This window comes from Streptomyces sp. NPDC058880 (genome assembly GCF_042742535.1).
Classification (GTDB): Bacteria; Actinomycetota; Actinomycetes; order Streptomycetales; family Streptomycetaceae; genus Streptomyces.
Window position 1 is genome coordinate 1 of record NZ_JBHYMC010000044.1, and the last position, 20,551, is coordinate 20,551.

General features: G+C 73.1%; 15 protein-coding genes and 1 pseudogene. 8 read left to right on the forward strand and 8 right to left on the reverse strand.

The window, feature by feature from the left end; genetic code table 11:
• Both manB and ACFW2G_RS22750 read right to left on the reverse strand, forming a co-directional pair.
• Positions 1–541 (reverse strand): annotated as a pseudogene (gene manB / locus ACFW2G_RS22745) (phosphomannomutase/phosphoglucomutase); the annotation flags it as partial.
• A gap of 78 nt (positions 542–619) precedes the next feature.
• Positions 620–1,003 (reverse strand): DUF3499 domain-containing protein, encoded by a 384-nt coding sequence (locus tag ACFW2G_RS22750; protein ID WP_384447903.1) that lies wholly within the window; start codon positions 1,001–1,003, stop codon positions 620–622.
• 90 nt (positions 1,004–1,093) lie between these two features.
• Here ACFW2G_RS22750 and ACFW2G_RS22755 point away from each other — a divergent pair, with 90 nt between their 5' ends.
• Positions 1,094–1,573, forward strand: a complete 480-nt coding sequence (locus ACFW2G_RS22755) for a metallopeptidase family protein (RefSeq protein WP_370466515.1) — start codon at positions 1,094–1,096, stop codon at positions 1,571–1,573.
• A 26-nt stretch (positions 1,574–1,599) separates the two neighbouring features.
• Here the strand turns inward: ACFW2G_RS22755 and ACFW2G_RS22760 are convergent, their stop codons facing one another.
• The 3 genes from ACFW2G_RS22760 to ACFW2G_RS22770 all read right to left on the reverse strand — a co-directional run bounded on the left by ACFW2G_RS22760 (position 1,600) and on the right by ACFW2G_RS22770 (position 7,227).
• Complete coding sequence (locus tag ACFW2G_RS22760; RefSeq protein ID WP_037925329.1) at positions 1,600–3,084, reverse strand: DUF5719 family protein; 1,485 nt, start codon at positions 3,082–3,084, stop codon at positions 1,600–1,602.
• On the reverse strand, positions 3,081–6,725 hold the full coding sequence (locus tag ACFW2G_RS22765) for a glycosyltransferase (protein WP_384582467.1): 3,645 nt from the start codon (positions 6,723–6,725) through the stop codon (positions 3,081–3,083). The genes ACFW2G_RS22760 and ACFW2G_RS22765 overlap by 4 nt, the downstream gene beginning before the upstream one ends.
• A 238-nt stretch (positions 6,726–6,963) precedes the next feature.
• Entirely contained in the window at positions 6,964–7,227 is a 264-nt protein-coding gene (locus ACFW2G_RS22770; protein WP_003983763.1) for a WhiB family transcriptional regulator, read from the reverse strand.
• 629 nt (positions 7,228–7,856) lie between these two features.
• Between ACFW2G_RS22770 and ACFW2G_RS22775 the strand changes: the two genes are divergently transcribed.
• The 3 genes from ACFW2G_RS22775 to ACFW2G_RS22785 all read left to right on the forward strand — a co-directional run bounded on the left by ACFW2G_RS22775 (position 7,857) and on the right by ACFW2G_RS22785 (position 10,733).
• Entirely contained in the window at positions 7,857–8,399 is a 543-nt protein-coding gene (locus ACFW2G_RS22775; RefSeq protein ID WP_384447910.1) for a cysteine dioxygenase, read from the forward strand.
• Positions 8,400–8,478: 79 nt separating this feature from the next.
• Positions 8,479–9,438 (forward strand): 2-phospho-L-lactate transferase, encoded by a 960-nt coding sequence (gene cofD, locus ACFW2G_RS22780; RefSeq protein ID WP_037925326.1) that lies wholly within the window; start codon positions 8,479–8,481, stop codon positions 9,436–9,438.
• Positions 9,435–10,733 carry a coenzyme F420-0:L-glutamate ligase gene (locus ACFW2G_RS22785; RefSeq protein WP_384582469.1) on the forward strand — a complete coding sequence of 433 codons (1,299 nt, stop codon included), beginning with the start codon at positions 9,435–9,437 and terminating at the stop codon, positions 10,731–10,733. Before cofD ends, ACFW2G_RS22785 begins: the two co-directional genes overlap by 4 nt.
• A gap of 36 nt (positions 10,734–10,769) precedes the next feature.
• Here ACFW2G_RS22785 and ACFW2G_RS22790 read toward each other — a convergent pair whose 3' ends face one another.
• Positions 10,770–11,768, reverse strand: coding sequence for a DNA-3-methyladenine glycosylase (locus tag ACFW2G_RS22790; RefSeq protein WP_037925322.1), 999 nt, complete (start codon positions 11,766–11,768; stop codon positions 10,770–10,772).
• 188 nt (positions 11,769–11,956) lie between these two features.
• Positions 11,957–13,336 carry a peptidoglycan recognition protein gene (locus tag ACFW2G_RS22795; RefSeq protein WP_384582472.1) on the reverse strand — a complete coding sequence of 460 codons (1,380 nt, stop codon included), beginning with the start codon at positions 13,334–13,336 and terminating at the stop codon, positions 11,957–11,959.
• Positions 13,337–13,475: 139 nt separating this feature from the next.
• On the opposite strand from ACFW2G_RS22795, the gene ACFW2G_RS22800 reads away from it, so the two are divergent.
• The 4 genes from ACFW2G_RS22800 (at position 13,476) to ACFW2G_RS22815 (ending at position 19,360) form a co-directional block, all read left to right on the forward strand.
• Complete coding sequence (locus ACFW2G_RS22800; protein ID WP_037925319.1) at positions 13,476–14,225, forward strand: TIGR03089 family protein; 750 nt, start codon at positions 13,476–13,478, stop codon at positions 14,223–14,225.
• 174 nt (positions 14,226–14,399) lie between these two features.
• Complete coding sequence (locus ACFW2G_RS22805; RefSeq protein ID WP_384582474.1) at positions 14,400–15,641, forward strand: LCP family protein; 1,242 nt, start codon at positions 14,400–14,402, stop codon at positions 15,639–15,641.
• A 222-nt stretch (positions 15,642–15,863) separates the two neighbouring features.
• The gene (locus tag ACFW2G_RS22810) at positions 15,864–17,597 is read left to right on the forward strand and encodes an LCP family protein (protein ID WP_384447924.1); all 1,734 of its coding nucleotides are present in this window, start codon (positions 15,864–15,866) and stop codon (positions 17,595–17,597) included.
• Positions 17,598–17,653: 56 nt separating this feature from the next.
• Positions 17,654–19,360 (forward strand): LCP family protein, encoded by a 1,707-nt coding sequence (locus ACFW2G_RS22815; RefSeq protein WP_384447927.1) that lies wholly within the window; start codon positions 17,654–17,656, stop codon positions 19,358–19,360.
• Positions 19,361–19,486: 126 nt separating this feature from the next.
• Here the strand turns inward: ACFW2G_RS22815 and ACFW2G_RS22820 are convergent, their stop codons facing one another.
• Positions 19,487–20,512: a glycosyltransferase family 2 protein gene (locus ACFW2G_RS22820; RefSeq protein ID WP_384447931.1), complete on the reverse strand. Its 1,026-nt coding sequence runs from the start codon at positions 20,510–20,512 to the stop codon at positions 19,487–19,489.
• Between the last annotated feature and the right edge of the window lie 39 nt (positions 20,513–20,551).

Below are 20,551 nucleotides of genomic sequence, written 5' to 3' on the forward strand. Positions count from 1 at the left end.
CCACAACCACCTTCAACGGACGGATCGACGCCAGATCCACCAAAGACCGCAGATGCTCCGCATACCCCTTCAGGGAGTCCCGCTCCGTCACCGTCCCCGGCACCGTCCCCGCCGGAACCTCCGGAACACCCCCGTCCAGCCACCCCTCCACCAACACCCGGATCTGCGACAACCCCGTGTCCTGACCCACCGGCGCCGCACCCGCACGACACATCTTGATCCCGTTGTACCGCGCCGGATTATGCGACGCCGTGAACATCGCACCCGGCAGACCCATCGCACCCGACGCGTAATACAACTGATCCGTCGAACACAAACCGATCAACGTCACATCCACACCACGCGCCGCAGCACCCCGCGCAAAAGCCGCCGACAACCCCGGCGACGACGGACGCATGTCATGCCCCACCACGATCGCCGACCCACCCACGACCTCGACGAAAGCACCACCGAACAGCTCCGCCAGCGACTCGTCCCACTCGTCCGGCACAACGCCACGCACGTCATACGCCTTGACGATGTTCGAAAGATCTGCGGCCACTGCCTGCCCTCCTGAGGTTCTGTGCGGTTCGGCAAAACCTACCTTGAACCCACAGCTGTTCCGCAGATGGCCCGAGCGTCAGGAATCCGGCGATCTGAGGACGCGCAGGTGTCCGCGGCGGGTCTCGCCGGTGCTCTGGCCGCCCTTGCCGGACGTGCCGGATCCGCCGGGACCGGCCGGACGGGCCGGCGGGCGCGCGGCTTCGCGAACGGCGTTGGCCAGGGCTTCGAGGTCGTCGCCGCTGGGGCGCGACGGACCGGACCCGTCGGACAGACGGACGACCTCCCAGCCCCGCGGGGCCGTCAGGCGCTCCGAGTGCTCGGCGCACAGGTCGTAGCAGTGGGGTTCGGCGTATGTGGCGAGCGGGCCGAGAACTGCGGTCGAATCGGCGTAGACGTACGTCAGTGTCGCGACGGCAGGGCGGCCGCACGCGGTGCGCGAACAGCGACGTACAAGGCTCACGACGTTGGACGGTACCGCACTCTTGACCGGGCCGCGACGACTCCACCGCTGCTCACTCCCCCGTGTCGTGCTCGGAGCTACCCTGCGGGGGTGACGGACACGCCTCTTCCCCCCTGCCCCGCCGAGCCTCCCGCGGGGGTCCCCGTCGAGCCCAGAACGCGTCGGCGGGACCGGCACGGGCGCGGGATGCGCGGTCCGCTGGCCCCTCCCCAGGTACCCCTGGCGGCGAGCCGGGCGGAGCTGTTCGGGGATCTTGTGCGGGACTCCGTGGAGCGGTTGGAGCGGCGCTGGCCGCAGCTGTCCGAGGTGGAGTTCCTGGTCGGCGACGTGCCGGGGCCTCCGGGCGGTGCCGACGGCGGCTGGAACGACGAGGCGGTGCCGCTCGGTGCGGTGTCGGAGTCCCGGCCGGGACGGCCGGCCCGGATCATGGTCTTCCGGCGGCCGGTGGAGATCCGTACGAAGACGCGCGACGAGAAGGCGCTGCTGGTGCACGAGATCGTGGTGGAGCAGGTGGCGGAGCTGCTCGGACTCACTCCGGAGACGGTGGACCCCCGCTACGGCCAGGACTGATCCGGCCGCGGCGGGGTCCCGGCCCGTCACCTGGTCAGGACGGAGAGGTCCTGCTCGGCCTCGGGGACCGACACCGTGGAGTGGTCGTCGGAGAGCGCCTGGACGGTGAACATCGCGATGCCGTCGTTCGGGAGGGAGAGGGTGCGGGCCGCGTGGACCGGGCCGCCCGAGAGGGTTTCGACGGTGAGGGCGTAGGAGCCCTTTCCGCCCGCGGGGGCCAGGGTCAGCGTCTGGGTGGTGCCTGCCTTGACCGTGACCTCCTGGGAGGCGGGCTCGCCTCCTGCGGTGCCCGGGGACGCCGTCACCCTGACCTTCGCATCAGCGCCCGGCGCGGTCAGCGACAGCAGGGTGGTGTTCTCCTCGGGCCGGTTGTCGGCCACGGTGGCCCGATCGCCGACCGGCCCGGTGGCCGGGATGAAGCCGAGCTCCTGCTTGGCGCCGCTGCCGCGGACCACTCGGACCGCGGCGACCAGCGGTGTGGTCTTCTTGGCGTCCGCCGGGGCCAGCAGCAGCGAGCCCGGCTCGCCCCGGGTCAGGTCCTTGAGGTCCATGACCGCCGTCATGCCCGCCTTGACGTGCAGCTGCTCACTGCCCGCCGGGCTGATGGCGCCGCCCGGTCCGGCCAGGCGCAGCTTCAGGTCCGCGTCCTCCTCGCCGGGCACGAAGGCGACCAGCCGTACGGAGGCGGCGTCCGCCGGGATGCCGGGCAGCACCAGCGAGCCCGCCGGGTCGGTGGAGGCGGGCAGCCAGTCGGCGCCGACGCTCTCCTCGGAGACCTGCACGGAGGCGCCCACCCGACCGGCCCGGGTCGTCACGTGGGCGGTGGCGTCGGCGAGCTGGGTGGCCGGGAGGAGGGAGGAGAGCAGGACGGTCTTGGTGGACTTCGGGTCGACGCGGATGTTCTCGCCGGCGCCCGCGTCGGTCTTGGCCGCACCGTCGGGGCCGAAGAGCGCGATGTCGACGACGGCGGCCGCGTCGTCGGGGTTGGTGAGGTGGACGTAGTCCTCGCGCCCCTTGGCGGTGCTGACCCCGGGGAACCAGAAGTCGGTGCCGGGCTCCGTGCAGCCGACGCCGAGCAGGCCCCGGGCCCGGCCGACCGAGATCCTGGTGGTCAGCTGGGCCGTCCAGCCGGGGGCGAGGACCCCGTCGGCGCTGCCGGTGAGTGCGGGGGCGTCGGCACCACTGGCCGTGGCGCCGACCGGCTTGCCGGGCTCTTTGGGTTCCAGGACGGGTTTGGCGTCCTTGGTCGCGCCGAGCAGCCGGGCCGAGCCCTTGCCCTGGCCGGCGGGGGAACCCGGCGTGAAGGAGGTGTACGTGGTCTCGGCGATGTCCGAGGAGCTGGGCCCCGGGCACACCAGGAGGGATCGCTCGACCGGCATCCGGGCCGAGGCCGCCGCCTTGGCGTCGGGGGCTCCGCCCGCGGGGGCGGGCGCGGTGAGGGCGGCCGCGCCGGTGAGGGCGGCCAGTGCCGCGACCACGGCCGCCAGCGTCAGGGGTGCGCGCTGCTTCACTGCTGGGGGCTCCCGTCGGGACGCGGGTCGTGCTGTGCGTGGACGTCGTGCGGTGGGTACTGCTCGTGGGGCTCGTACGGGTAGGGGTACTGCTGTGGGTGGTGCTGCGGGTGGTGCTGCGGGTAGGGGGTCTCGTAGGCGGCGCTGTCCTGCTGCTGGTCGTACCCGGGGTACTGCTCGTACGGGTACTGCTCCTGGGGCTGCTGGGGCTGCTGGGGCTCGTACGCGTAGCCGCTCGGGTCTCCGTAGGCCTGATAGGCATAGGAGTCCTCGCCGTACGCCGGCTGCGCGGGAATCTGGGCGTAGGGGTCGGCGGCGGCCGCGGTCTCCACCGGTCCGGGGGCGGTGTCCGCCTCGGCCTCGGCGCGGAGCCTGCGGGCGCGGCGGCCCTCCGAGGCTTCGCCGGGGCCGGGCCCCGAGGCGGTCGCGACCTCCTCCTCGGGCAGGTCGTCGTCGAGCTCGGCCCGTCGGCCGGGCAGAGCCATGACCAGCAGGACCAGGGCGAGCAGGCCCTGGGTCCAGTTCCAGGCGGTCCGCAGCAGGGACGTCTCGTGGACGAGGTCGAGGCTGCCTCCGCCGGCGGGGAGCTCGAAGCCCTGGGCCCAGCCGTCGAGGGTCTTCGACGCGAGCGGCTTGCCGTCGAGGGTGGCCTGCCAGCCGCCGTCGGCCCGGTCGGCGATGCGCAGGACGCGGCCCGCCTCGCCCGCGGGGATCTTGCCGTGAACCTCGACGGGGCCCGCGGCGACCGGAATCGGGGCCTCGCCCGGCTGGGCGGAGACGATGACGGCGCGCGGCAGCCAGGGCTCGACGCCCCACAGCGCGGTGCCGTCCTGCTGGTGGCGGCGGCTCAGGCCCGGGGTGGCGTCGAGGACCCGGCGGATCTCCTCGGGACCGCCGGGGCGGAACATCACGAAGCGGATGGCATAGGCGCTGAGCTGGCTGGACTGGTCGGCGCCGGAGCCTGCGACGAGGTTGGAGACGACCTTGTCGAGCCGGGGGTCGTCGCCGGTCCGGGCGGCGATCTCGGCGTCGCCGAGGCGGCCGCCCGGGCCGCGGACGAGGCTGTAGGAGACCTTGGCGGGGCCGTCGAGGTCGAGGAGCAGGGTGCGGGTCTGGTTGTCGTCGTCGCCGGCGTCGGCGACGAAGGCCGGTACCTGCACCGGGTCGCGCCGCTGGAGCGGGCCGTCGGCGCCGGCGAGCGTCCAGGTGGCCGCGGCGATCAGCGGGCCCGCGGCGGCGGCGAGGGCGATCAGCGCGGCCAGTGGCTGGCGCCAGCCGAAGTTGCGGGCGGCGACGCGGTCCTTGGCGCCGTCCGCGCCGACCATGGCGGCAGCGAGGAGGGCGGCCCCGTACACGAGGGTGGCCGGTCCGGCCCAGGCGGTGCGGTTGGCGAGGACCGCAAGGAGGAGGGCGGCCAGGGCGGTGGCCCAGGCGGTGCGGACGGCGAACTGCCGGTCGGCGCGGAGCAGGGCGGCCAGGGCGGCCAGGACGATGCCGGCGAGGATCAGGCGCGCGCCGGTGCCGGGACCGCCGGGGCTGATGCCGAGCAGGTCCAGCGCGCCCGCGGAGCCGGCTCCGTAGGGCAGTCCGGCCTCCTGGAGGAGGCGGCCCGGGTGGGTGAGCAGGCCGAGCGACCAGGGGGCGAGGACGACGAGGGGGACGGTGAGGGTGGCGAGCAGCCGCAGGCCGTACGTCTTCCACTGCGCGCGGCGCAGGACGAGCGCGGCGGCGCCGAGGAGGACGGCGAGCGGCCAGACGGCCGGGGTGAAGGCGGTGGCGAGGGTCAGCAGGAGCGTGTAGGTCCACACCGCGCGCCAGCCGCCCCGCTGTTCGGCGGTGGCCGCCGGCTCGCCGAGGCCGAAGGCGGCGATCGCGGAGCGGGCGATGAGGGGGAGCACGAGGGCGAGGACGGCGGTGCCGAGGCGGCCGCCGGCGAGGGCGCCGGTGACGGCAGGGAGGAAGGCGTAGGCGGTGGCGGCCCAGGCGCGCAGCAGCCGGGACTCGACGAGCGGCCGGGAGGCGAAGTAGGCGGTGAGGCCGGCCAGCGGGACGGAGCCGACGAGCAGGAGGGTCAGGGCGGCCTGGGTGGAGCCGAGGAGCAGGGTGGAGAGGGCGCCGAGGACGGCGAGGTAGGGCGGGGCGGCGGCGGTGGAGCCGGTGCCCACGGGGTGCCAGCCGTCGGTGTGGATGCTCCACAGGTCCAGGCCGCCGGCGGGGGCGGGCAGCAGGGCGCCGCCCATGAGGGATCCTCCGCCGATCAGGGCGCGGCAGGCGGCGAGGGAGACCAGGAGGAGGAGGCCGAAGAGGAGGGGCGCCGGGTTGCGGGCGATCCGCTTGAGGCGCGCGAAGCGCTCGGTCTCCTCGTAGGGGCCGTCCTCGCCGGGCGCGTTCAGGATGCTGCCGCCACCGTGCCGGCCGGCGGGGGCGGCGGCGGTGTGGCGGTCGCCGCCGAAGTAGCCGGCGAGCTGGTCGGCGTTGGCCCGCAGGGAGGCTCCCGGCGGGGGGAAGAGCCGGCGCAGTTCGGAGGCGGGGACGGCGGGGCGGCGGCGGGCCCTGCGGGCGGCGAGGAGGCGGCCGGGGCGCAGCAGTGTGGCGAGGAGGCCGGTGATCTCGTCGACGGCCTGGCCGGGGGCCTTGCCGACGAGGTAGGCGAGGGTGCGCAGCACGGTGCCGAACAGGACGCGCAGCAGGACGTAGGGCAGGGCGCGGCCGGAGCTGTTGGCGAGGATCGTGTAGACGGCGCCGGCCTTGTCGACGCGGTGCGGGCTGGCGGTGGTGCGGCCGGCGCAGTCGACGGTGCGGCGTTCGCGGGCGGAGGCCTCGGCATGGCGCAGGACGGCGTCCGGGGCGACCAGGACGGTGTGGCCGGCGCTCTGGGCGCGCCAGCACAGGTCGACGTCGTCGCGCATGAGGGGCAGGCGCCGGTCGAAGCCGCCGAGCTCTTCGTAGACGTCGCGGCGCACGAGCATGCCGGCGGTGGACACGGACAGGACGGGGCGGACCTGGTCGTGCTGGCCCTGGTCCTGTTCGCGGCGGTCGAGCCCGGTCCAGCGGCGGCCGCTGCGGGCGATGGTGACGCCGGCTTCGAGGAGCTGCTTGTTGTCGTACCAGCCGCGGAGCTTGGGGCCGATGATCGCGGCGTCGGGGTTCTCGTCGGCGACGCGGAGCAGTTCGGCGAGGGCGTCGGGTTCGGGGGCGCTGTCGTCGTGGAGGAGCCAGAGCCACTGGACGGGTTCGCCGTGGGGCAGGTCGGGGAGGTCGTAGGCGTCGTCGCGCCAGGTGCGGCTGACCGGGTCCCAGCCGCTGGGGCGCTTGAGGTACGGGAGGTCCTCGGGGGTCAGGGTGCCGGCGGTGCGGGCGGATTCGTCGACGGCGGTGCCGAATCCGGTGCGGCGGGCGAGGTGCAGGACGCGGTCGTCGCCGAGGGCCTCGGTGAGCAGCCGGGCGGAGTCGTCGGCGCTGCCGGTGTCGGCGGCGACGTGGCTCTGGGCGGGGCGTTCCTGGCCGAGGAGGCCGGCGAGCGTCCGGGGCAGCCAGCGGGCGCCGTCGTGGGCCACGAGGACCGCGGTGACGACGTGCCGGGGGAACTCGGGTGTGACGGGCGCCTGGTAGGAGGCCGTCGACTGGCTGTGCAGGGACATCGCGGTACGGGCCCTCCGGCCGGGGGTCCGGGGGTGGTGTGCCCTCGGAGGCTGCTGGACAGCGCCCCACCCTAACGGCTGCCACAGCAGCGGTCCGCCTCCTGCGGGGAAGGTGCAGGAGGCGGACCGTGTGCGGTGCTCTGTGTTCGGCCGTGCGTCGCGTTCGACGCCGTGCTCCGATGTTCGGATATGTCGTGCGGGGTACTGCGGGTGCCGGGCCGGTGGGGCTCCGGCGGTGTCAGACGGCCGCCTTTTTCAGGCGGCGGCGCTCGCGCTCGGACAGGCCGCCCCAGATACCGAATCGCTCGTCGTTGGCGAGGGCGTACTCAAGGCATTCGGAGCGGACCTCACAGGCGAGGCAGACCTTCTTGGCCTCGCGGGTGGAGCCGCCCTTCTCGGGAAAGAAGGATTCGGGGTCGGTCTGGGCGCACAGGGCGCGCTCCTGCCATCCGAGCTCCTCGTCCGCTTCCTCGACCAGCAGTTCCTGAAACAGCTCGGTCATGTGCGCCCCTCGCTCTGTTGGTGCGTCCCCGTGGTCACGTCGTCACTCATAGCTACGTAACGACACGAGTGAAATTACAAGTGCGTGGCTCCGGGGCAGTCAAGCCGGGATCTGCTATCGGGCCCCTTATTCACTCTGCGGAACCAAGCCTATGCAGAAAGTGTTGATATCGCCAAAAATCGTGACACATGCCATCGGCGCCATCAGATGTCACCTTCACCCGTAATGCACGCGCCACCCCGACACGAGGTTGCGGCGCATCCCGAAGAGCGGCGTAGATCACATTCAGGTCACGACATGGCCGGATCAGGTTTGACTTCCGATGCAGCGCCGCATGCCCCGCCGCCGACTGCACAAACCTTTCTCCATGCGCGACAACCGGATGAGGTGAAACTTTTCCCCCAAACCAGACATTGAGTTGACAGCCGGACCCCTCACCCGTTCTCCTTATTCGCATGTCAGCGCCCGCAGCCACCACCCGGACCCCCATTCGTGGGTTCCTGTGCGCTGCCCAGGTTCGCTGCTGCTGTTGCTGCTGTTGATGCCCGTGGAGCCCCGGCTCCCCAGAGCTCCAGCCCTCCCCCCACAGCAACCGCCAGCACAACTGACATCCGTCGAGGTACACCCCGATGAACAGCACCACCACCAGCACGACCGCCGCCCCCGCGACCGTCGAAAGCGACCTGCAGATCGCCGGCGACATCCTCGCCGTCCAGCACCTCCTCCAGCCGGCCCGCGAACATCCGGCCACCGTCGCCGAGTTCGTCGGCCTGGCCCGCTCCATCGCCGAGGACCGCGCCTCCTGGCAGCACCTCGTCCAGTACGACGCCACCACCCGCTGGTACCACCGGCTGCGCACCGGCCCCGGCTACGAGGTCTGGCTGCTCAGCTGGGTCCCCGGCCAGGGAAGCGGCCTGCACGACCACGGCGCCTCCTCCGGCGTCCTGACGGTCCTGGAGGGCGAGCTCACCGAACACACCTCCCGCGGACGGCTCACCCACCGCGCCGGCGGCCAGCGCGTCTTCGCCCCCGGCTACACCCACGAGGTCGTCAACGACACCCTCGAAGGCGCGGTCAGCCTGCACGTCTACTTCCCCGGGCTCACCCAGATGCCGATGCACAACTGCTCCCCGGCCGCGTCCGCGTCCGAGTCCGAGTCCGTCCCCGCCTGAGCACGACCGGCCCGCGGCTCCCACCCGCCGCCCGACCACCACCCCTCGCATGACAGCCTTCGGCTGACAGACTGTCTGCATGCGCATTGTTGTTCTGGCCGGCGGTATAGGCGGCGCCCGGTTCCTTCGCGGACTCAAGTCGGCGGTGCCCGACGCGGACATCACGGTCATCGGCAACACCGGTGACGACATTCACCTCTTCGGGCTCAAGGTCTGCCCCGACCTGGACACGGTGATGTACACCCTCGGCGGTGGCATCAACGAGGACCAGGGGTGGGGCCGCACCGACGAGTCCTTCACCGTCAAGGAGGAGCTCGCCGCCTACGGGGTCGGACCCACCTGGTTCGGCCTCGGGGACCGCGACTTCGCCACCCACATCGTCCGCACGCAGATGCTCGGCGCCGGCTACCCGCTCAGTGCCGTCACCGAGGCACTCTGCGACCGCTGGCAGCCCGGGGTGCGGCTGCTGCCGATGTCCGACGACCGCGTCGAGACCCACGTCGCGATCACCGAGGCCGGAACGGGCGAGCGCCGGGTCATCCACTTCCAGGAGTACTGGGTCCGGCTGCGCGCCTCGGTGGACGCGGAGGCCGTCGTACCCGTGGGAGCCGAGCAGGCCAAGCCCGCGCCCGGCGTGCTGGAGGCCATCGCCGCGGCCGACGTGATCGTCTTCCCGCCGTCCAACCCCGTGGTCTCGGTCGGCACGATCCTCGCCGTGCCCGGCATCCGGGACGCCGTCGCCGCCGCCCGGGCCCCCGTCGTGGGCCTCTCCCCCATCGTCGGCGGCGCGCCCGTGCGCGGGATGGCCGACAAGGTGCTCGCCGCGGTGGGCGTCGAGTCCACCGCCGCCGCGGTCGCCCTGCACTACGGGACCGAACTGCTCGACGCCTGGCTCGTCGACACCTCCGACGCGGACGCCGTCGCCGAGGTCGAGGCGGCCGGCATCACCTGCCGCGCGGTGCCGCTGATGATGACCGACCTGGCGGCCACCGCCGTGATGGCCCGGGCCGCGCTGGAGCTGGCGGAGGCCTCCCGGTGACGGCGGCCCCTTCGTACGAGGTGCGGGCCGTCGACGGGATACCGGAGATCAGGCCGGGCGACGACCTGGCCAAGCTGATCACGACGGCCGCCCCCGATCTGTGCGACGGCGACGTCCTGCTCGTCACCTCGAAGATCGTGTCCAAGGCCGAGGGGCGGATCGTACGGGCGGAGTCGCGCGAGGCCGCCGTCGACGCGGAAACCGTACGGGTGGTCGCGCGGCGGGGCACCCTGCGGATCGTCGAGAACCGGCAGGGCCTGGTGATGGCCGCGGCCGGTGTGGACGCCTCCAACACCGCCCCCGGCACCGTGCTGTTGCTCCCGGAGGATCCGGACGCCTCGGCCGCCGCGATCCGCGCCGGAGTGCGCGACGCGCTCTGCGTGGACGTGGGCGTGGTCGTCACGGACACCTTCGGGCGGCCGTGGCGCAACGGGCTGACGGACGTCGCCATCGGCTCGGCCGGCGTGCGGGTCCTGGACGACCTGCGCGGCGCCACCGACGCCCACGGCAACCCGCTCAGCGCGACCGTGGTGGCGACGGCGGACGAGCTCGCCGCCGCCGGCGATCTGGTCAAGGGCAAGGCCGCCGGCCTGCCGGTGGCCGTCGTGCGCGGACTGGCGCACGTCCTGGGCGAGGGGGCGACGGCGCGGGACCTGGTGCGCACGCCGGCCGACGACATGTTCCGGCTGGGCACCTCGGAGGCGGTACGGGAAGCCGTGACGCAGCGCCGCACCGTACGGGCCTTCACGGCGGAGCCGGTGGACCCGGGCGCGGTGCGGCGGGCGGTGGCGGCGGCCGTGACCGCCCCGGCACCCCACCACACGACGCCGTGGCGGTTCGTGCTGCTGGAGTCCGAGCCCGCACGGCTGCGGTTGCTCGACGCGATGCGCGACGCATGGATCGCGGACCTGCGGTCGGACGGCAGGTCCGAGGAGTCCATCGCGAAGCGGGTGCGGCGCGGGGACGTGCTGCGGGCCGCCCCGTACCTGGTGGTGCCGTGTCTGGTGACGGACGGGGCGCACCACTACGGGCACGCCCGGCGGGACGCCGCTGAGCGGGAGATGTTCGTGGTGGCCATGGGCGCCGGCGTGCAGAACCTGCTGGTCGCGCTGGCCGGTGAGCGGCTGGGATCGGCGTGGGTGTCCTCGACCATGTTCTGCCGGGACGTGGTGCGGGAGGTCCTGGAGCTGCCGCCGGACTGGGATCCGATGGGGGCGGTGGCGGTGGGCCACCCGGCGGCGGCCCCGCCGCAGCGGCCGAGCCGCTCCGCGGAGGACTTCGTCGAGGTCCGCTGACGACCGCCGTGCCCCCTCCTCCCCCTGCCCTGCCCCTCAGAAGCGGCCGATGTCGCCGCGGGGCATGCGGGGGGTGCGGCGGGGCGGGGTGCGGCCCGCGAGGAGGACGAGGCGGGCCGCCCGGTGGCGCTGGCCGGCGTACGGCGCGAGGAGTTCCAGCATGGCGGCGTCGTCGGCGTCGCGGTCGCCGGCGAGGGCGAAGCCGATGATGCCGGGCAGGTGCAGATCGCCGGTGGTGACGGCGTCGGGGTGGCCATTGCTGCGCTGGAGGGTCTCGGCGGAGGTCCACGGGCCGATGCCGGGCACGGCCTCCAGCCGGCGCGCGGCCCCGGCCAGGTCCATGGCCGCCGCCTCCTCCAGACGGTTCGCGACGCGTACGGCCCGGACGATGGTGTCGGAGCGCTTGGCGTCGACACCGGCCCGGTGCCAGTCCCAGGACGGGATCATCGCCCAGGTGCGGGGGTCGGGCATGACGTGCAGGTTCTGCCCGTGGGGGCCGGGCGCGGGCTCGCCATACTGCTGTACGAGTCGGCGCCAGGCCCGGTACGCCTCGTCGGCGGTGACCTTCTGTTCCAGCACCGTGGGAATCAGGGACTCCAGCACCAGGCCGGTACGCGTCAGGCGCAGGCCCGGGCGGCGGCGGTGGCTGGCGTGCACGAGGCGGTGGCGCGGCACGAAGACCGCCGGGTCGTCGCCCGCACCGAGCAGTGCGGGCAGCTGGTCGAGCAGCCAGGCACCGCCGGCTCCCCATGCCTCGGCCTCGATCTCCGTGCCGGTCCGGGAGACCCGGAGAGTGGCGGGCCCGTCGGGGGTGCGGGTGGCGCGCCAGACGGAGCCGTCGGGCGTGGTGCGGAAGGTGGGGTCGGCGGGGCCGCGGCGGAGCGGACCGAGCGTGAGGCCGAGGTCGACGGGCCCGTCGGGGGTCCAGCGGCGTTCCTTCGCACCCGCGCCGGCGGCTCGGCCTCGGCCCGGGGGCACGTCGGTGCGGCCGCCGCGTACGGCGGTCCGGTCGAGGGGGTCGAAGCGGCCGGCCATGGGTCGAGCGTAGCCCGCCGGCCGGCCCGCCCCGGAGCCGTGGCTTCGTCCGCGGGCGAAGCCACGGACGCGGACGCGGCAACCGTGTTGCGGCCCCGCCCGCCATGCCCGGGGCGGGTCGGGGCGGGGCGGGGCGGCGGGGCCGTCGGGTTCCGGGCGGAGCCCGCCGTCCCGGCCCGCCCCGGGGACTACGGGCGGCCCTGGAGCTTGGCCGAGGAGGTGCGGGTGGTGGGGAGCTTGCCGTACAGCTGCCTGCCGGGGCATTCCGTCGCGAAGCCGTCCCGGTGGCCCGAGATGACGTTCATCGAGACGTTCCTGCCCTTCGGGTAGCGGTTGCCGCCGCCCGACTTGAGGGTGGTCTTGGCGCGCGGGTCCCGGCCGAAGAGGCCGAGCTTCCAGGCGGTGAGGCGGGCGACCGCGTCGACGGCGGCCGCCGGCGGCGCCGAGTTCGTGAAGGTGCCGAGCACCGCCACGCCCATGCTGTCCGTGTTGAAGCCCATGGTGTGCGCTCCGAGGACCGGCTTGGAGACACCGCCCGCGCGGCCCTCGTAGACCGTGCCGCACTTGTCGACGGCGAAGTTGTAGCCGAAGTCGCGCCAGCCGCTGCTGACCACGTGGTAGCGGTACAGGCTGCGCAGCACCGCCGGGGCGTCCTTGCAGGCGTAGTTGTTGCCGGAGGCGCTGTGGTGGACGAACGCCGCCTTGACGGTGCGCGTGTAGGCGAAGGCCTTCTCGCGCAGGGACTCGTCCGCGCCCCACCCCCTGCGGGTGACGATCCGCGGGCGCGGCCCGATGTAGGGGGCGGCTGCCGCGGTGAGTTCGCCGGCGAAGACGGCGTCGGCGGTGGAGTCGGCCTTGTTGAGCTCGGTGATCTCGTTCGCGCCGAGCGGGGCGTGCGGCACGTTCGCCGCGGAGGCCTCCGCCATCTCCATGGTCAGGCCGGGCGCGACCACCTCGCCCTTGTCGTCGGCCGGGCCGCTGTTCTTGCCGTCGGTGGACCCGGCCGGCACCTGCGCGCCCGGGTCGACGAGTTCGATGCGCATGCCCGAGGGGAGCCCGGTGCCCTCCGGAGTGGCCGGGGCGTCCGGTTCCGCCTGGACGCGGACCTCCACGCCGTCGGACTCACCGACCCACAGGGGGGCGGTGGCGCCGCGCACCCGGCCGGAGTCGCGCTCCACCGCGTCGGGGTCGGCCGCGTGCTCGCTGTTGTGGACCTCGACGTCCTGCCAGTCGGACCAGGTGGCGGTCCGGACGGAACGCGTACGGACCTGGACGCGGCCGTTGAGCTGGGTGGTGACGTCGTCCCAGACGACACCGACGAGGGAGAACGTCCTGACCTCACGGGCGGGCAGCCCCTGCGTCTCCGGGCCGCGGGGCGAGGCGCTCATCCCGGGGACGCCGGGCATGCGGTCCGCCGCGGCCCCCATGGGGACGAGCGGCAGCGACTGGGTGGACCCGGCCGGGGTTACGGGGACGGTTTCGGCGAGTGCTGGAGTCGGGAGCGCGAGGGGCAGGGCCAGTGCGGCGGCCGTCGCGACGCCGATCGAGGAAGCAAGGAATCCACGCATGACAAGGATGGTGGGCACGCTCACCGCGGGGCGCCATCCGAGATCTGATGCTCCGTCCGCTGCCCCGCGGACACCCCTCCTCCGTACGGAGGTACCGGCGCCCCCGTACGGAGGAGGGCGCCCGCGTACCCTGTGCCGGGTGAACGCCACTGACCGCACCCCTGCCGACCTGCTGCAATCCGCGCTCGCGGCCGATCCGGGCCGCCCGCTCGTCACCTTCTACGACGACGCCACCGGCGAACGCGTCGAATTGTCCGTCGCGACCTTCGCCAATTGGGTGGCCAAGACCGCGAACCTGCTCCAGGGCGACCTGGGAGCCGAGCCCGGGGACCGGCTCGCGCTGCTGCTGCCCGCGCACTGGCAGAGCGCCGTGTGGCTGCTCGCCTGCGACGCGGTCGGGGTCGTCGCCTCGGTGGGCGGGGAACCGGGTGACGCCGATCTCGTCGTCAGCGGTCCGGACACGCTGGAACGAGCGCTGGAGTGCGACGGCGAGCGGGTGGCGCTGGCCCTGCGGCCGCTGGGCGGGCGCTTCCCGCAGCCTCCGGCGGGGTTCGCGGACTACGCGGTGGAGGTGCCGGGACAGGGCGACCGCTTCGCCCCCTTCGTCCCGGTGCAGCCCGAGGGTCCCGCGCTGGTCGTCGGCGGCGAGGAGCTCTCGCACACGGCGCTGGTCGCCCGGGCCCGCGAGGACGCGGCCGGGCTCGGCCTCGGCGAGGGGTCGCGGATCCTGACCGGCCTCGGCTACGACACCTGGGAAGGGCTGTCCGCGGGGCTGTACGCCGCACTGGCCGCGGGGGCCTCCGTGGTGCTCTGCCGGAACCTGGAGCGGCTGTCCGCCGAGGCGCTGGCCCAGCGCACCGAGAGCGAGCGCGTCACCCACACGGCCTGATACCGGGGCGCGCTCCGTCACCCGGACCGATCAATGTCGGGAACGGCCGATCTGTCACCCGTACGGCCCTAGACACGACCCCGCCCCCGGGCCGCTCCGGCACCCCGGGGGCAGGATCGGCAGTGGCCGTGCTCACCCGTACGGCTGCTCGCAGCGGCGAGGGGACACACGCCAGTGACGGACAGCTCAGGCATACCGGACGGCACCGACGCGGCCGGAGGCGGGCGACGGCCTCCGCGGGACCGCAGGCACCGGTTGCTGCGCTGGATCGGCCTGGGGCTCGCACTGCTGGTGCTGGCGGGGGCGGCCACCGGGTGGTGGCTCTACGGCAAGCTCGACGCGAACATCACCGAGGACACCTCCGCCGCTGCCGAGCTGGAGCGCTACGAGCGCGAACGCCCGGCGCGCCTCGCCACGGGCGCCCAGAACATCCTGCTGATCGGCTCCGACTCGCGTGCGGGCAGGGGCAACGCCGGCTACGGGGAGGACAAGGGCACCCAGCGCTCGGACACCACCATCCTGCTGCACCTGCCGAAGGAGCGCCGGAGCGCGACCGCCGTGTCGATCCCCCGGGACCTGATGACGGAGATCCCCTCCTGCCTGCAGCCGGACGGAAGCCGCACCGGGGGCTCCTTCGCTCAGTTCAACTGGGCGTTCGAGTGGGGCGGGGCCGCCTGCACGATCCGGACGGTGGAGAAGCTCACGGGTATTCGCATCGACCACCACATGGTCATCGACTTCAGCGGGTTCAAGCGGATGGTCGACGCCGTCGGCGGGGTGGACGTCTGCCTCACCCAGCCGATCGACGACGTGCAGGCCAAGCTGAAGCTGCCCGCCGGCCGGCAGACCCTGCGGGGCGAGCAGGCACTGGGGTTCGTCCGGGCCCGGCACAGCCTGGGCAACGGCAGCGACACCGAACGGATGGAGCGTCAGCAGCAGTTCCTCGGCTCGCTCGTCAAGAAGGTGCAGAGCAACGGCGTCCTGCTGAACCCGGCACGGCTGTACCCGCTGCTGAGCGCCGCCACCTCCTCGCTGACCACCGACCCCGGGCTGGCGTCGCTGCGCGACATGTACGAACTCGTCCGAGGTATACGGGACATACCGACCGATCGCATGACGTTCCTGACGGTGCCGCGCCGCCCCTACGCCCCCGACCCCAACCGGGACGAACTGGTGGAGCCCGACGCCGGGCGACTGTTCCGACAGCTGAGGGAGGACGGGCCGCTGACGGTGACCCCGCCCGGGGCGACGGCCTCGGCGCGGCCTCGGACCCCCGGGAACGCCGCCCCGACCCCGGCCGCGACGGCAACGGACGCCGCTCCGGAAGGGAATTCGGCCGGCGAGGGAACCCCGACCCCCTCCGCGCCCATCCCTACCTTCACAGGAACGACCGCAGGGCACACCGGGTGCCGGTAAAGCAATCCAAAAGCCGGCGACCGGACCGAGTGGAATGGGCTGTTCACCCCGTTATAAGGGGAGTGGAATGTGTCACCACCATGGTTTGCGGCCGAACAGGACGGATAAGGTGAGCGATCCGGTGCCCGGCCGGACCGGAGACCGGGTACCAGCAGCCGGATCGTTGACCGTGCGCCTTGGGGAGGCGCGTCGCGAGGCACCCGACGGAGGATTCGAGCAACCGTGGATGCGCAAAGCCGTGGGCGGGCGGACGAGATCGACCCCGCAGACCAGTGGGTGCTCAATCCCCGCACCGGCCACTACGAGCTGCAACTGAACGACTCCGCAGCGCGAGAGCGGCCCAAGGTCGCCGCGCCCCGTAGATCCTCGTCGGCCCCCACCGCCCCCACCGCGCCCTCCCCCGGCGTACCCAAGCCGCGCCGTGGCGACGCCCCGCCCGGCGGCCGCAGGAGCGGCCGCTCGCGCAAGGGCGGCGGCGGTGGCGGACGGCGCAAGAAGGCCCTGCTGATCACCAGCGGCAGCCTGGCCCTGCTGCTGGTCGGCGGCGCCGCCGCCGCGTACCTCTACTACGACCACCTCAACGGCAACCTCAGCGTCACCGACATCGCGGGCGCGGGCACCGGCGGGTTCAAGAAGGACCAGGCCATCAACATCCTGGTCATCGGCACCGACAAGCGCAGCGGTGCGGGCAACGAGGGGTACGGCGACAAGGACAGCGTCGGCCACGCCGACACCACGATCCTCTTCCACATCGCCAAGGACCGCTCCAACGCCACCGCGCTGTCCATCCCCCGCGACCTGATCACCAACATCCCCGACTGCCCGACGAAGCAGCCGGACGGCACCACCAAGACCATCCGCGGCACGAAGGGCACACGCTTCAATACCAGCCTGGGCCAGGAGGGCCGCGACGCGGGCTGCACGATGCGCACGGTCAAGGAGGTCACCGGCATCGAGGTCGACAACTTCATGATGGTCGACTTCAACGCGGTGAAGACCCTGAGCACCGCGGTGGGCGGCGTGCCCGTGTGCCTGGAGAAGGCCGTCGACGACAAGGACTCCAAGCTGAAGCTCTCCGAGGGCGAGCACCGGCTGGAGGGCGAGCAGGCGCTGGCCTTCGTGCGGACCCGGCACGCCTTCGGCAACCAGAGCGACCTGGACCGCATCAAGACCCAGCAGCAGTTCCTCGGTTCGATGATGCGCGAGATGAAGTCCAAGGAGACGCTGACCAGTCCGAAGAAGTTCTTCTCGCTGGCGGAGGCGGCCACCAAGTCGCTGACCGTGGACCCGGGCTTGGGTTCCATCGGCAAACTCACCGATCTCGCCAGCGAGTTGAAGGACATCGACCTCAAGAACATCACCTTCACCACCCTGCCGGTCCTTGACAACCCGGCCGAGCCCGCGAACCGCAAGGCGACCGTGGTGGTCAACAAGGCGCTGGCCGATCCCCTGTTGCAGATGATCCGGGGGGACGTCTCGCTCACGGAGGTCGAGAAGAAGGAGCAGGCCGCCAAGGACGCGGCCGACGCCGACGCGAAGGCCAAGCAGGACGCGCTGCTCCAGGGCGACCGGGCGCCCGCCGGGGACGTACGGGTGAACATCTACAACGGCGGCGGCCCCAAGGGCGCCGCCTCCGGCACGCTGAACTGGCTGCAGAACACCAAGGGGATGTCAAAGGCCAGCAACGAGGGCAACGCCCCGTCGAAGGTGGACGCCACGCAGCTGGAGTACGCCCCCAACCAGGCCGCCCAGGCCCGCGCGCTCGCGGACGCCCTGGGACTCCCGGCCACCGCGCTGAAGATGGGCACGGCGGACGCGGCGGCGAAGACCCCGATGAAGCTGACCCTGGGTCCGGACTTCCAGCAGGCGGGTTCCCCGCTGGCGCCGCCGGTGCCGCAGGAGCTGTCCAAGGACGTCCAGCAGGCGCAGGCCGACAAGTCCGTCTGCGCCAAGTAGCGGTACGTGCCCGGTCGCACCGGGACAGCCATGACCAAGTAGGACCTTTGAGGGGGATGCGCGTGAGGCACAGCGACGTGCGGGAGGAGGGGGCGGGCGCCCAGGCCGACGGGGACATACCCGACGGCGGGGCCGGCGCGCCCGGCACGGTGCCCCGCCAGCGGAACGGCTCGGATCCGACCCGCACGGCCGGCACCCGTCCCCCCGCGAGGAGCCGCCGGCGCGTGCTGCGCTGGGTCTCCGCGATCCTGTCCCTGCTCATACTCGGGACGGCGGCGGCCGGCTACCTCTACTACCGGCACCTGAACGGCAGCATCCAGACGGACGCGCTGAACCTCGGCGAGAACAAGCTGGGCGGTTCCAAGCCCAACGCCTTCGGGCAGACCCCGCTGAACATCCTGCTCATCGGTTCCGACGCGCGCGACGACGCGGAGAACCAGGCCCTCGGCGGAGCCAAGGACACCTTCGACGGCCCGCCGCTCGCGGACGTCCAGATGCTGGTGCACCTGTCCGCGGACCGCAGCAACATGTCCGTGGTCTCGATGCCCCGCGACACGATGCTGATGATGCCCAAGTGCACCGAGCCGGGCGGGACGGTGCACCCGGCCAGCAAGGGCCTCGTCCAGACGAACGAGTCGATCCAGCGCGGTGGGCCGGGCTGCACGGTCGCCGCCTGGACCGAACTGACCAAGATCCCCATCGATCACTTCATGATGATCGACTTCAAGGGCGTGGTCCGCATGGCCGACGCCATCGGCGGTGTCCCGGTCTGCGTCGAGCAGAACGTGCACTCCCGCACCCGGGACGGCAAGGGCTCCGGCCTGAAGCTGCCCAAGGGCACGAGCGTCATCCAGGGCGAGACGGCCCTGCAGTGGCTGCGCACCCGGTACGGCTTCGAGGACGGCACCGACATAGGCCGTACCCACGCCCAGCACCAGTACATGAACTCGATGGCCCGGGAGTTCCGCAAGAACGCCAAGCTCAGCAACCCGGTCAAGCTCAACAGCCTGGCCCAGGCGGCGATCGAGGCGATGGTGGTGGACACCGGCCTGAACAAGATCGACAAACTGTTCGACCTCAGCATGGAGCTGAAGAAGGTCCCGCCGGGCCGGATCACCATGACCACCATGCCCTGGGTCTACAGCTCCAAGCCCGGCCTGGACGGCCGTGTCGAGCCCAAGCCGGGCGAGGCCGAGGACCTGTTCCGGATGGTCCGCGAGGACATCCCCCTCGACGGCCAGGGCTCGGGCAACCCGGCGGCCACCGCGACCCCGGGCACGCCCGCGTCGCCCTCCGCCCCGGCCCAGCCGGCGACCTCGGCACCGGCGGCCGCCGCCACGACCGCGCCGCCCGCGAAGATCGCGGTAGCCGTCCGGAACGCGACCGGGGGCAAGGACGGCGCCCAGGCCGTCGCGAAGGGCCGGGCGAGCGAGGTCGCCGCCCTGCTCACCGGCAAGGGCTTCACCAAGGCCGTCGCCGACAACCGGACGGGCGCCGAGGACACCTCGGTGGTCCGCTACGCCACCGACGCCCAGGCGGCCGACGCGGCCGCCGTGGCCACCGCGCTCGGCCTGCCCGCCGGCTCGGTGCAGAGGTCCGACCAGGTCGCCGGGATCGTCGTGTTCGTCGGCAAGGACTGGCGGACCGGCGCCACGCCCACCCCGCCGCCGCCGGCCCCGACCAAGGCGCCGGACTCCGCCCACGCGCTCAACGGCGACAACGACCAGGCCTGCATGGCGGTCCAGCCCGGCTTCACCTGGTAGCGGGCACACAGGAGGGGCCCGGTGGGGAGGCCGCGCACGATCGCGCTCTCCCCGCCGGGCCCCTCGGTCCCTGCCGTCGAAGTCCCGCCCGGACGGCGCTGCTTCGACGACAGGAGCTGCTGTGCCTCAGGCCTGCGGGACACCGGGGACCACGGCCGGGCGGCGGCTCGCGATGAGCTTGTCGGCCAGGGCGCGCGGGCTGGTCAGGAAGCCGAAGCCCCAGGACAGGTGCATGGTCGCCAGGGCGAGGGGGATCTGCACCCGGGCCTTCGGCGACAGCCCCCTGCCCGCCGGGACGGAGCCCGCGGCGATGGCCGCGAGGTAGCCGGCCGGCACGGCGAAGCCCAGCGGGCTGACGGTCACGCCCACGACCACGCCCGCGGCGATCGCGCAGACGAGGGCCGGCGGGGCCAGGTAGCGCAGGTTGATGGAGCCCGAGTGGTAGCGGGCCACCACGTGCCGCCACCGGCCGTAGTCCTTGTACTGCTTGGCCAGCGCCCTGACCGAGCGGCGCGGACGGTACTGGACCTTCAGCTCGGGCGAGAACCAGATCAGCCCGCCGGCTTCGCGGATGCGGAAGTTCAGCTCCCAGTCCTGGGCGCGGATGAACTCCTCGTTGTAGCCGCCCTGCTGCTCCAGCGCCTCGCGGCGGAAGACGCCGAGGTAGACGGTCTCGGCCGGGCCGGCCCGACCACCGGTGTGGAAGGGGGCGTTACCGACGCCGATCTTCGAGGTCATCGCGGCGGCGACGGCCTCCTCCCAGGCGTTCTCGCCCTCGGCGTGCATGATCCCGCCGACGTTCTGCGCACCGGTCTCCTCCAGAAGGCGGACGGCGGTGGCGATGTAGTTCGGTGAGAGCATGCCGTGGCCGTCGACGCGTACCACGATCGGGTGACGCGAGGCCTTGATCGCGGCGTTGAGCGCCGCCGGGGTCCGGCCGGTGGGATTCGGGACGGTGTGGACTCGGGGATCCTCGGCGACGAGTTCGGCGGCGATCTCGTCGGTGCGGTCCGTGGACGGCCCGAGTGCGATCACCACCTCCATCTCGCCCGCGTACTCCTGTTCCAGGATGTGGCGGACGGACTCGCGGAGGTAGTGCTCCTCGTCGAGCACCGGCATGATCACCGAGACTGCGGGCTGCTGGGCGGGCATGTGGTCCTTCAAGGTCGGGTATCGGTGTCACGTTACCGC

Excerpts from the sequence above, each read along its gene's own strand:
- ACFW2G_RS22790 (WP_037925322.1), bottom strand. The coding sequence starts at position 11,768 with ATGGCCGGCCGCTTCGACCCCCTCGACCGGACCGCCGTACGCGGCGGC.
- ACFW2G_RS22820 (WP_384447931.1), bottom strand. The coding sequence starts at position 20,512 with ATGCCCGCCCAGCAGCCCGCAGTCTCGGTGATCATGCCGGTGCTCGAC.
- ACFW2G_RS22815 (WP_384447927.1), top strand. The coding sequence starts at position 17,654 with ATGCGCGTGAGGCACAGCGACGTGCGGGAGGAGGGGGCGGGCGCCCAG.
- ACFW2G_RS22770 (WP_003983763.1), bottom strand. The coding sequence starts at position 7,227 with ATGACCGAGCTGTTTCAGGAACTGCTGGTCGAGGAAGCGGACGAGGAG.
- ACFW2G_RS22765 (WP_384582467.1), bottom strand. The coding sequence starts at position 6,725 with ATGTCCCTGCACAGCCAGTCGACGGCCTCCTACCAGGCGCCCGTCACA.
- ACFW2G_RS22795 (WP_384582472.1), bottom strand. The coding sequence starts at position 13,336 with ATGCGTGGATTCCTTGCTTCCTCGATCGGCGTCGCGACGGCCGCCGCA.
- ACFW2G_RS22775 (WP_384447910.1), top strand. The coding sequence starts at position 7,857 with ATGAACAGCACCACCACCAGCACGACCGCCGCCCCCGCGACCGTCGAA.
- cofD (WP_037925326.1), top strand. The coding sequence starts at position 8,479 with ATGCGCATTGTTGTTCTGGCCGGCGGTATAGGCGGCGCCCGGTTCCTT.